Origin of the sequence: Pseudomonas parafulva, assembly GCF_002021815.1 — a bacterium.
Lineage (GTDB): Bacteria > Pseudomonadota > Gammaproteobacteria > Pseudomonadales > Pseudomonadaceae > Aquipseudomonas > Aquipseudomonas parafulva_B.
This window is the reverse complement of sequence record NZ_CP019952.1, coordinates 2,067,475-2,079,094: the sequence shown is the minus strand read 5'-3', so window position 1 is coordinate 2,079,094 and position 11,620 is coordinate 2,067,475. Positions and strand designations below refer to the sequence as shown.

9 protein-coding genes and 1 pseudogene are annotated in these 11,620 nt (G+C 60.8%); 6 read left to right on the top strand and 4 right to left on the bottom strand.

Going from position 1 to position 11,620, the window contains the following annotated elements:
- Window positions 1-2 precede the first annotated feature (2 nt).
- Together B2J77_RS21645 and B2J77_RS09425 are read right to left on the bottom strand one after the other, a co-directional pair.
- Window positions 3-404 (bottom strand): hypothetical protein, encoded by a 402-nt coding sequence (locus B2J77_RS21645; RefSeq protein ID WP_078478488.1) that lies wholly within the window; start codon window positions 402-404, stop codon window positions 3-5.
- A gap of 197 nt (window positions 405-601) precedes the next feature.
- Window positions 602-1,965, bottom strand: a protein-coding gene (locus B2J77_RS09425; RefSeq protein WP_153302491.1) for an IS3 family transposase whose coding sequence is annotated in 2 segments (ribosomal slippage) — window positions 602-1,500 and window positions 1,500-1,965 — 1,365 coding nt in all. Because the reading frame shifts where the segments join, the coding sequence is not laid out codon by codon here.
- 352 nt (window positions 1,966-2,317) lie between these two features.
- Between B2J77_RS09425 and B2J77_RS09420 the strand changes: the two genes are divergently transcribed.
- Together B2J77_RS09420 and B2J77_RS09415 are read left to right on the top strand one after the other, a co-directional pair.
- Window positions 2,318-3,843 (top strand): IS3 family transposase gene (locus B2J77_RS09420; protein WP_416231908.1). Its coding sequence is split into 2 segments (ribosomal slippage): window positions 2,318-2,777 and window positions 2,777-3,843, totalling 1,527 coding nucleotides; the frame shifts between segments, so codons are not numbered across the junction.
- A 497-nt stretch (window positions 3,844-4,340) separates the two neighbouring features.
- Entirely contained in the window at window positions 4,341-5,039 is a 699-nt protein-coding gene (locus B2J77_RS09415; protein ID WP_058603303.1) for a pirin family protein, read from the top strand.
- A 28-nt stretch (window positions 5,040-5,067) separates the two neighbouring features.
- Here B2J77_RS09415 and B2J77_RS09410 read toward each other — a convergent pair whose 3' ends face one another.
- A complete protein-coding gene (locus B2J77_RS09410) occupies window positions 5,068-5,559 on the bottom strand; it encodes an isochorismatase family protein (RefSeq protein ID WP_078478487.1) in 492 nt (163 codons plus the stop codon).
- Between the two features lie 279 nt (window positions 5,560-5,838).
- Here B2J77_RS09410 and mrdA point away from each other — a divergent pair, with 279 nt between their 5' ends.
- Complete coding sequence (gene mrdA, locus B2J77_RS09405) at window positions 5,839-7,734, top strand: penicillin-binding protein 2 (protein WP_078478486.1); 1,896 nt, start codon at window positions 5,839-5,841, stop codon at window positions 7,732-7,734.
- Window positions 7,735-7,766: 32 nt separating this feature from the next.
- On the opposite strand, the gene B2J77_RS09400 is transcribed toward mrdA, so the two are convergent.
- Window positions 7,767-8,393 carry a glutathione S-transferase family protein gene (locus B2J77_RS09400; protein WP_078478485.1) on the bottom strand — a complete coding sequence of 209 codons (627 nt, stop codon included), beginning with the start codon at window positions 8,391-8,393 and terminating at the stop codon, window positions 7,767-7,769.
- 228 nt (window positions 8,394-8,621) lie between these two features.
- Between B2J77_RS09400 and B2J77_RS09395 the strand changes: the two genes are divergently transcribed.
- The 3 genes and pseudogenes from B2J77_RS09395 (at window position 8,622) to glcE (ending at window position 11,615) form a co-directional block, all read left to right on the top strand.
- Window positions 8,622-8,942: a DUF2388 domain-containing protein gene (locus B2J77_RS09395; RefSeq protein ID WP_027915726.1), complete on the top strand. Its 321-nt coding sequence runs from the start codon at window positions 8,622-8,624 to the stop codon at window positions 8,940-8,942.
- Window positions 8,943-9,061: 119 nt separating this feature from the next.
- Window positions 9,062-10,560: pseudogene (gene glcD, locus B2J77_RS09390) on the top strand (glycolate oxidase subunit GlcD).
- On the top strand, window positions 10,560-11,615 hold the full coding sequence (glcE, locus tag B2J77_RS09385; protein WP_078478484.1) for a glycolate oxidase subunit GlcE: 1,056 nt from the start codon (window positions 10,560-10,562) through the stop codon (window positions 11,613-11,615). The pseudogene glcD and the gene glcE overlap by 1 nt, the downstream one beginning before the upstream one ends.
- Window positions 11,616-11,620 lie beyond the last annotated feature (5 nt).

Here is an 11,620-nt window from a genome sequence, read left to right as displayed (position 1 = left end):
AGTCACTCCGTTGGCAGCAAAATCAGCCGGCAATGTTCGCCGCAATGGCGCAAAAGCGCCAGCGAATGCGTGGGAAAACGTCTGGGTCGGTGGTTGGGTGGGGGTGGGGGGTGCAGGGTAGGTGACCATGGGGCCGCTACGCGGCCCATCGCGGCACGAGGCCGCTCCCACACGGGTGTAATTGTAGCCTGGGGCAGTGCGCAAGCTTCGATCCACTCATTAAAGTCAGTTAATACCTTCAAAGTTGCAACTCTTAACTCCCGGTAGCTGCCATTATTCTTGATCTTGATCTTGATCTTGATCTTGATCTTGATCTTGATCTTGCTTTGGCTTTTGATCTTGCTTTTGATCTTCGCGACTTCAGGAGGCCGAGCGCAGGGCTTGCGGAGGGAGGTGACAGGCATGGATGCCTGTCAAGCGCTGGGCCCCAGGATGGGGCCTGCAGCGCGGTCCTCCCGGGAGCAAGACCGGAGTGAGGGAACCCCGAAGCGCAGCGTAGGGGCCGTATGAATGGAGCGCAGCGTTTTTTGGTTACTTTTTGTCGCGTTTGACAAAAAGTGACTCGCCGCTGAACTGACCCCCAAAAGTTGGACAGTGAGCGCTATGGGGCCAGCGCGTGGGTCCGAAATTGTATCGGACTCAGGCCATCAAGTCTGAGGCTGATGCGTTTTTGGTTGTAGTAAGCGATGTAATCATCAAGTCCTGAAGCCAACTGCTCGACATTTTCAAACGACTCCAGGTAAAAATATTCGCTCTTGAGTGTGCCGAAAAAGCTTTCCATTGCGGCGTTGTCTAGGCAGTTGCCCTTACGCGACATACTCTGCTCAATGTTCTTCTCGGCCAGCATATGCCGGTAAGTGGGCTGCCTGTACTGCCATCCTTGATCGGAGTGCAATATCGGTTTATCACCTGGATTCAGCCGCTCAAAGGCTTGCTCAAGCATTGCCGAGACCATCTTGAACTCCGGGCGCCGGTTAATCTGATAAGCGAGGATTTCGCCGTTATACAGGTCCATCAACGGCGAAAGAAACAGCTTCTGCCCCTTCACTTTGAACTCTGTCACGTCGGTTGCCCATTTCTGATTAGGGGCTCCTGCCTTGAATTCTCGCCTGAGCAGATCAGGCGCAACCAGTCCCTCTGAGCCTCGGTACGAGCGATATTTCTTCGCCCTGACCAGCGACTGGAGACCCATAAGCTGCATCAGTCGCTGCACCTTCTTGTGATTAATCATCCGACCGTTGTGCTTGAGGGTCTCAGTGATCCGGCGATAGCCATACCGTCCCTTATGCTCGTGATAGACGTTGTTGATACTCTCTTTCAAAGCCGCATGCTTGTCAGTCAACAACACCTTGCTTTGGTAATAAAAGGTACTACGTGCAAGCCCGGCGGCACGTAACAGCAGAGCGAGTCGATGCCCGTGCCTCAATCCCTGGACAGCCTTCGTTTTCTCGCCTGCGCAGTGCGAGGGTCCGCTTGGATCAAGGCATCGAGCTTTTTTAGGTAAGCATTCTCCGCACGCAGATATTCCAGCTCTTCGAGCATTTGCTCGGGTGTCAGGTCGCTATCCGAAGCGGTAGGAGGACTTGCGCTGGTTTTTTTCGATGGCTTACGGGGCATGCTCAACTCTCGGGTATGATGCGGATGAAGTGCTTCAACTCCGCCTTGATCATACAACCTTTTCCACTGCCTGATGCTACTTGGACCACGAATATCAAACTGGATGCAGGCTTGCTGGGCAGACAATCCTTCTTGCTCAATGCACTGCAAAACCTTCAATTTGAACTGGGCATCGTAGCGGCTGTACTTGGCACTTAAACCGGCTGCGCCGTGTTTTTCATAGCCCTTTACCCACCGACGTAGCATCGATGGACTGAGGTCATGCTTTAGCGCCACTTCATGAATGCTAGGAGCAGAAAGGCACTCTTCGATGAGTGCCTGTTTGAGCGCCAGGTTGTATTTCGTCATGGAACACCCTCCGGTGAGATAGGTGTCCAACATTCGGGGGTCAGTTCACGCAAGGGCGAAAAGGTGACTAAGCGTCGCCATCGCAAATGGACTATGCTCTCTTTCAATACCCACACCAACGCAATCAAACTTGAAGCCTGAAACTTCAAACTTCAAACTTCAAACTTCAAACTTCAAACTTCAGACTTCAGACTTCAAACTTCAGAGCGTGGGCGCACACAGCAAGTTGATATTCATTGGCGCAGGTGGCGCACAGTCACCTTTCCGCCCTTACGGCGGCTCACTTTTTGTCTTCCCTCCATGTCAGGATAGTTGTCGCCCCGTGCAATAGATGGAGGGCGAGGACTGTCTCATGAAGCAACGACGTTACACCGCTGAGGAAAAAGCCTGGGCGCTGGAGCAAATGTCGGCCCCGATCAGCCGTACGGTCGTAGAGCTGGCCAAGCAAACGGGCATCACTGCTGTCACACTCAGGACTTGGCGTAACGAAGCCAAGACCCAGGGAGCACAGATGGCAGGAACAGGTAAGCGCAACGGGCGCTGGAGCAGCGCTGACAAGTTCAGGGCAGTGCTCCAGACAGCCGCAATGAGCGAGGCAGAGATTTCGGCATACTGCCGTACCGCAGGCATTGTGCCGGCGGACTTGGTGTTGTGGCGTGCAGCGTGTGAGCAAGCCAATACGCCTACCCAGCAGGAACCCGCCAAAGATATTGCTTCGGTCAAGCGTATCGAGCAATTGGAGCGTGAGCTGCGGCGCAAAGAAAAGGCTTTGGCAGAAACGGCAGCGTTGTTGGTGCTGCGAAAAAAGGCCAATGCGATCTGGGGCAAGGGCGAGGACGAATGACCAGCGCCGCAGATCGCACCACTGCCCTTGAGTTGATCGAAGCGGCTATCGAGTCAGGCGCTCGTCAGCGTGCAGCCTGCACAGAGCTGGGCATCACCGAGCGCACCTTGCAGCGGTGGCGCAACCAACCTAAAGACCGGCGGCCTGAAACGAGTCGCCCAACGCCGGCCAACAAACTGAGCGAGCAGGAGCGGCTGGCGGTTCTGGCAGCAGCCAATCGTCCTGACTGTGCAGGCCTCACTCCACATGAAATCGTGCCGAAGTTGGCAGATGAAGGCCTTTACTTGGCCTCAGAATCCACCTTTTATCGAGTGCTCAAGTCAGCAGGCCAGGCACATCGGCGTGGACGCGGCAGAAAGCCCCAAGCCAGGCCGCTCACCACGCACAGGGCAGACGGCCCGAACCAGGTTTGGTGCTGGGATATCACCTGGCTGCCCAGCACAGTCAAAGGCCGTTACTTCTACTGGTACATGGTCAAAGATATCTACAGCCGCAAGCTGGTCATGAATGAGGTGCATGAGGCAGAGAGCGCTGAACATGCCAGCGTCTTGCTGGAACGTGCCTGTCTGCGTGAAGCAATCCGCCCGGAAACATTGGTGCTTCATTCAGACAATGGCAGCGCCATGAAAGGCGCGACAATGCTGGCCGCTCTGCGTGATCTGGGTGTGCTGCCATCGTTTAGCCGCCCGCGGGTCAGCAACGATAACGCCTATGCCGAAGCCTTGTTCCGTACGGCCAAGTACTGCTCGCGATGGCCAGGCCTGCCGTTTGAATCACTGGACGAGGCTCGGGTATGGGTCATGGAGTTTGCTGCCTGGTACAACAATGAACACCGCCATAGCGCGCTTAAATACGTCACTCCTGCGCAGCGACATGGGAGGCAGGATGCTGCTGCGCTGAAGCAGCGTGAACAGGTCTACACGGTGGCTCAGCGTGGGAGTCCAGAGCGCTGGGCTCGAGGAATCCGCAGCTGGAAGCTGCCTGACCATGTGTATCTGAATCGTGAGCGAGACGCCCAGCAGCAAGTCGGTTAGGCAAGACACGACAACTACCTTGACACATACCGTCTTGTCAAAAAGTAAGCAAAAACCGCCTGCTCCTATCATCCGGCCCCTACGCTACGCTCCGGGGTTCCCTCGCTCCGGGCTTGCTCCCGGGAGGACCGCGCTGCAGGCCCCATCCTGGGGCCCAGCGCTTGACAGGCATCCATGCCTGTCACCTCCCTCCGCAAGCCCTGCGCTCGGCCTCCTGAAGTCGCGATCTGCGGCGCCTGAACTACCGCGCGCTTAGAAGCAAAAGCGAAAGCAAGGGCAACGGCAACGGCAACGGCAACGGCAACGGCAACGGCAACGGCAACGGCAACGGCAACGGCAACGGCAACGGCAACGGCAACGGCAACGGCAACGGCATTTTGGACGATAGCTCAGAGATATATCGATTAAAGCGATAAAATAGAGCCGATATTTACGCTTATTTTAGATGTTTCATAAGCGCATGATGGCCCTATTACACCTTTTGAAGGAGTCCAATCATGCTTCAACTACGACCATTCAACACCCTGGGCGCCGCCAACCACGGCTGGCTCGATGCGCACCATCACTTCTCGTTCGCCGAGTACTACGACCCAGCCCGCATGCACTGGGGCAACCTGCGGGTCTGGAACGACGACATCATCGCCGCTGGCAGCGGGTTCCCACCCCACCCTCACCGGGACATGGAAATCATCACCTACGTCCGCGAAGGGGCCATTACCCATGAAGACAACCTGGGCAACAAGGGCCGGACCGAGGCTGGCGACGTGCAGGTGATGAGCGCCGGCACAGGCATCGCGCACAGTGAGTACAATCAAGAGGACAGCGAGGCGCGCATTTTCCAGATCTGGATCGTGCCCGAGCGCACTGGTGATGCACCGTCCTGGGGTACACGCCCGTTTCCCAAGGGTGAACGCGGCGAAGGCTTCGTGACCCTGGCCAGTGGCAGAGATGGCGATGAAGGCAGCCTGCCGATTCGTACCGATGCCCGCCTGGTCGCCGCAACGCTGCGCGCCGGAGAAACCGCCGAGTACCGGTTCGACCCCAAGCGGCGCGGTTACCTCGTCCCGGCCAAGGGCCGCATCGAGGTCAATGGGCTGCAGGCCAATGCCCGGGACGGCGTGGCCATCGCCGAAGAAACGTTGCTGCAGGTCACCGCCCTGGAAGACAGCGAGATCGTGCTGGTGGACGTCGCCTGAAACGCTGGCACTCAGCCGGGCCGATCCCTCAAGGATTGCCCGGCTGGGCCAGCTCAGCCAGCACTTCCGCGGACGTGGTGACCTGGCGGAAATGATGCTCCCACAAGGCGATGCCCATCTTCGCCGAACGATCCAGCGAGGAGCCGACGGTCATGTCGGTCACCAGAGTCGGCATCAACCCGGCGTCGAACAGCGCGAAACCGGCTGCCAGCACACAGGTGTCGGTCTGCAAACCGCTCACCAGCACACGCTCCACCCCGAGACCGCGCAGGTACTCGATCATCTCTTTACCCGGTCCGTAACCATGCTTGATGAACACCCGATCGGCTTCGATCAGGCTTTCATCCTGGGCAGCCGGGTGCCAGCCCAATTGCCGCTCGAAAGGTGTCACTCGCTCATCGTGCAACTCGACCGAGGCGATGGTAGGTATGTTGGCCGAAAGCAGTCGCAGGCCGTCGACCAACCATTCCGGCGGGCTGAATGTGGACTGCACGTCCACGATGAGCAGGACCTGACGCATGAGCACCTTCCGTCATGAAAAAGCCATGGAGTATACCCGCCTGGGCCTGACAAGCGCGTTGAAGCCCAACCCGCTCATGCACGACGGTGCTCGGCCAGACTGATGAACAAATCTTCATGCAGGCTTGAGCCCCGCAGGCTCGGGCGGCCTGGGCGCGGCCCACCTCACCGCGCTGCGCGGCGCCTTGAGGCGGGCATGCAGCTTGCGTAGCATCACTGCCCCACCCGGCACCAGCCCGTTACCAACGCCTGCCCGCCCAGCCTTCTACAGACAGAGCCCATGCCCCAACCGATCCCCCTCAAGGACCATGAAAAGGAAAAGCACCTGGTCAACCGCCGGCTCCTGGCCTGCGCTGCGCTGGTCTTCAGCCTGGTCGCCATCCTGATTGGTCGGTTGTATGTGCTGCAAATCATCCAGCATGACCAGCAAAGCGCCGTGTCGGAAAACAATCGCGTCCATGTGCTGCCGATCGCACCCGAGCGAGGCTTGATCTACGACCGCAATGGCACTGTGCTGGCCGACAACAAGCCCAGCTTCGACCTGACCATGACCCGTGAACGGACCGGCGGCGACAGCGCCAAGGTGCTCGACACCCTGACCCAGGTGCTGGGGCTGGATGACGAGGACCGCAAGCAGTTCGACAAGGATCTGCGACGCGGGCGCAAACCCTTCGAACCGGTCACCTTGATGGTGGGCTTGAACGAACAGCAGATTGCCTTGATTGCCGTCAACCAGTTCCGGCTGCCGGGCCTTGAGGTGGAGCCGCAATTCATTCGCGAATACCCGTTGGGCGAGCACTTCGCCCATTCGGTCGGTTACGTAGGCCGGATTAACGAAAAAGAGGCCAAGACCCTGGACAGCACCGAGTACCGGGGGACTCAGTCGATCGGCAAGACGGGCATCGAACGTTTTTATGAAAGTCAGTTGCACGGCCACGTAGGCTATGAGGAAGTCGAGACCAACGCCCAGGGCCGGGTGATGCGTGTGCTCAATCACAAGGCCCCCACGCCAGGCCAGGACATCGTGCTGACCCTCGATGCCCACCTGCAACTGGCGGCGGAAAAGGCCCTGGGCGAGCGCCGAGGCTCGGTGGTGGTGCTGGACCCGGCCAACGGCGATGTGCTGGCGATGGTCAGCAACCCGGGGTTCGATCCCAACCTGTTCGTCAAGGGCATCAGCTTCAAGCAGTACGCACAACTGCGCGACTCCATCGACCGCCCCCTGTTCAACCGCGTGCTGCGCGGGCTGTATGCCCCAGGGTCGACGGTCAAACCCGAAGTGGCCATTGCCGGGCTGGACAGCGGCGTGATCACGCCGGCCAACCGCGTGTTCGACCCGGGTTACTACGAGTTGCCCAACTACGATCACAAATACCGTAACTGGAACCGCAGCGGTGATGGCTGGGTGGACATGTACACCGCGATCATGCGTTCCAACGACACCTACTTCTACGACCTGGCGCACAAACTGGGTATCGAGCGCCTGCACGACTACATGGCCGAATTCGGTCTTGGCCAGAAGGTGTCGCTGGACATGTTCGAAGAAGCGGCCGGGCTGATGCCTTCGGCCGAATGGAAGCGCGCGACCCGCCGACAGCCCTGGTTCCCCGGTGAAACGTTGATTCTGGGTATTGGTCAGGGCTACATGCAGGTCACGCCATTGCAACTGGCGCAAGCCACCAGCCTGCTGGCCAGCAAAGGCGTATGGCATCGCCCGCACCTGGCGATGACCGTCGGTGGCGATGCGCCCATCGACCCTAACCCCATGCCCGATATCGTGCTGCACGACAAACGCGCCTGGGATCAGGTGAGCCAGGGTATGCAAATGGTCATGCACGACCCGCGCGGCATCGCGCGCGCTGCCGCCGCTGGCGCGCAATACCGCATTGCCGGCAAGAGCGGCACGGCCCAGGTGGTGGCCATCAAGCAAGGGGAACGCTACAACCGCAACAAGACTCTGGAACGACACCGTGACAACGCCTTGTTCGTCGGGTTCGCCCCGGCCGAGCACCCCAGCGTGGTCGTGGCGGTGATGATCGAAAACGGCGAAGCCGGTGGGCGGGTGGCAGGCCCGGTAGTGCGTGAGGTCATGGATGCCTACCTGCTGGACGAACAAGGTCATCTAAAGCCCGAATACGCCGGCAGCTCGGCGGGCAAGTCACCTGCCCACGGCTGAAAGCAAAGCCCGCAGGCGGTCAGGCCTTGCGTTCAGGGCGCAACGCGGGGCATCAGATCGTAAGGGTGCTGCCACCCCGGCAACGCCTGCAGTCGCGCTTTCCAGGCTTCGATGTGCGTGTACTGCTGCACGTTCATGCCGGTGTCCTCGGGCATGAACACATAACCGGCCAGCGACAAGTCGGCGATGGTCACCCGCGCGCCGACCATGAACGGTGTGCCGGCCAGGTGCGCATCGACGATGCGGTAGGCCGCGGCGGCTCGCTCGCGCAGGAACGTCGTCACCTCGGTTTCGCCCGTCTTCTTCAGGCACAACAAAAAGCGCAGCGCCGCGTAGTAGCTGGTGAACTTGTGGTTGTCGAACAGCATCCAGCGCCAGATCTCACGCCGCTCTTCTTCACTCTGGGGGCCGAACTGGCCTGTTTGTGCGCTCAAGTAGTCGAGGATCAACGCCGACTGGGTCAAGCAGGTGCCCCCATGCATCAGCACCGGCACCTCACCCTGCTCGTTCACCTCGTCGCGCCACATCGGGTCGCGGGTCTGGCCATTGAAGAAGTCCACGAACACCGGCTGCCAGTCCTGGCCGGTCAGTTCGAGCATCAGCGCAGCCTTGTAGGCATTGCCGGATTCGGCGAAACAATGCAGCGTGTACTCGGACATGGTGCAGCCCTCGGTGGCTGTTGGGGTAGGCCGCTGAGCAGAGCACACCGGTGGCGATGCGGTCAATCCGGGCCTGACGTCGATGTTGGCCAGACCCGTTGACCCGCCCAACCCTGCCCCGCCTGAGCAGACCATCGGCTAACGCTTCGGTGAGGGAACTCCACCTGCATGCGTAGCCTCTCACCAATAGTGGTAATCCCCTGGGCTTCACCTATTGGAGAACACGACATGCGCCAACTTGCCCTCGTACCCGCACTGCTGCTTCTGTTGCCTGCCGGCGCTGCCATGGCCCGCGTCGACGGCCGCGACATTGCCACTTCGGCCGGTGTCTCGGCTTCGCTGTACTCAACGTTCAAGGATGACAAACGCATCATTCCTGCCCGTGACGAGCTGTCTGCGTTCGTCGCCAGCGGTGGTGCCATTCGTGGTGCCTACGTGGAAGCTGCCTTGCAGCAAGCACGCAAGGACCACCCCGGCCTGCAAGTCAACGATGAAGAACTCGCTCGCGCCATCCTCTCCCAGGACGACCCTCTGGTCGCCCAGCAATGACTGCCGCCGGCGTTGGCCCTCGTTGTGGCCAGCGCCGGTCGTAGCCCGCCCCGCAAGCCCTAAGTCCAGACTGGGGCTACACTCGTCATGACCCTATAAGAACAACGCATCCAAGTGAGATGACGATGCTGTATGACGAACACGTCGACGGCGCGCTGCCGACAGTTGATCGCGAGCTTTTGGTTCAGTCCCTGCGCGAGGCACTGCCTGACCTTCAGGTGCTCCACCGCGATGAAGACCTCAAGCCGTATGAATGCGACGGCCTGGCGGCGTACCGTACGGTGCCGCTGCTGGTGGTGTTACCCGAGCGCGTAGACCAGGTGCAGCGTGTGCTGCAGCTTTGCCACCGGCTCACCGTACCGGTCGTGGCTCGCGGCGCCGGGACCGGGCTGTCTGGCGGTGCCATGCCCTTGGCCAAAGGCGTGTTGCTGGTGATGGCGCGGCTCAATCGTATTCTCGAAGTCAGCCCCCAAGGCCGCTTCGCCCGGGTCCAGCCGGGCGTTCGCAACTTGGCCATTTCCCAGGCCGCCGCCCCTTACGGGTTGTACTACGCCCCCGACCCTTCATCGCAGATCGCCTGCACCATCGGTGGCAATGTCGCTGAAAACGCAGGCGGCGTGCATTGCCTGAAGTACGGTCTGACCGTGCACAACATCCTCAAACTGGAAGTGCTTACCGTGGAAGGTGAACGGCTGACCCTGGGTAGCGATGCGCTCGACAGCCCTGGGTTCGACCTTCTAGCACTGTTCACCGGCTCCGAAGGCATGCTGGGGATCGTCACCGAGGTGACCGTGCGGCTGCTACCCAAGCCACCCGTGGCACGGGTTCTGCTTGCCAGCTTCGACCGGGTCGAGGACGCCGCGCGGTCCGTTGCCCACATCATTGCCGCCGGCATCATTCCCGGGGGCTGGAAATGATGGATAACCTGGCCATTCGGGCGGCCGAGGACTTCATCCATGCCGGGTACCCAGTGGAGGCAGCCGCCATCCTCTTGTGTGAACTCGACGGGGTCGAGGCCGATGTGCACGAAGACTGCGAACGGGTGGCCACACTGTTCACCCAGGCCGGTGCCAGCGAGGTGCGGCTGGCGTGTGACGAGGCGCAGCGTGCACGGTTCTGGGCAGGACGCAAGAATGCCTTCCCTGCCGTCGGCCGCTTGTCCCCGGACTACTACTGCATGGACGGTACGATTCCGCGGCGTGAGCTGCCCCGCGTGCTGGTGCGGATTAGTGAAATGGCGCGCGAACATGGGCTGCGGGTGGCCAATGTGTTCCATGCAGGTGACGGCAATATGCACCCGCTGATCCTGTTCGACGCCAACCGGCCTGGGGAGCTGGAGCGGGCCGAGTCCCTGGGTGGAAAAATCCTGGAGCTGTGCGTGGCCGTTGGTGGGAGCATCACCGGGGAGCATGGGGTCGGCCGGGAGAAGATCAACCAGATGTGCGCCCAGTTCACCCATGACGAGCTGCGGGTGTTTCACGCCGTCAAGGCTGCATTCGACCCGCAGAGCTTGCTCAACCCTGGCAAGAACATTCCCACGCTGCACCGCTGCGCCGAATTCGGTGCGCTGCACGTGCACCATGGGCAGTTGCCCTTCCCTGCGCTGGAGCGGTTTTGATGGGCACGGACCAGGATGCAAGCCAGGCGTTGCTCGAGCAGGTTCGCCAGGCGCTGGATGCCGGTACGCCCTTGCGCATCCAGGGCAGTGGCAGCAAGGCCATGATCGGCCATGCCGTCAACGGGCAAGTGCTCGATACACGCGGCCATCGCGGCATCGTCAGTTACGACCCCACGGAGCTGGTGCTGACGGCTCGCGCCGGTACGCCGTTGCGCGACATCGAGGCGGCGTTGCAGGAAAACGGTCAGATGCTGGCTTGCGAGCCACCGCACCTGGGCCCGGGTGCCACCTTGGGCGGCATGGTGGCGGCTGGCTTGTCCGGGCCCAGGCGGCCCTGGTCAGGATCGGTCCGTGACTTCGTGCTGGGCACCCAGGTAATCACAGGCCAGGGCAGCGTGCTGCGCTTCGGTGGCCAAGTGATGAAAAACGTGGCCGGGTATGACCTTTCACGGTTGCTGGCAGGCAGTTTCGGCTGCCTGGGTGTGCTGACCGAGGTGTCGCTTAAAGTCCTGCCCGTGCCGCGGCACTGCGTAAGCCTGCGCCTTGGAATGGATCGGAGCCAGGCCTTGGCCGCGCTCACGCGCTGGAGCTCGGAACCACTGCCGCTCAGTGGTGCCTGCCACGATGGACAAGCATTGTTCGTGCGCCTGGAAGGTGGCGAGGGTTCGGTAGCGTCGGCCCGCCAGCGCCTGGGGGGCGAGTACGTGGACGGCGAGTTCTGGACGCAACTGCGTGAGCAGCGCCTGGCATTCTTCACCCAGGGCAGCGAGCCCTTGTGGCGTGTGTCGCTGCCCCTCGCAACAGGGGAACTGCACCTGCCGGGACGCCAATGGCTGGACTGGGCAGGCGCCCAGCGCTGGCTGCGGACAGACGCCCCAGCCCATGTCATTCACCGCATCGCCGAACAGGCGGGTGGCCACGCGCTGTGCCTCACCCCAGGCCAGGCCCCCTACCCGCCCTTGTCAGAGCCGCTGATGCGCTACCACCGGAGCCTCAAGGCCCAACTGGACCCCAAGCGTATCTTCAATCCTGGCCGTCTGTACCCGGACCTCTGAGGGCA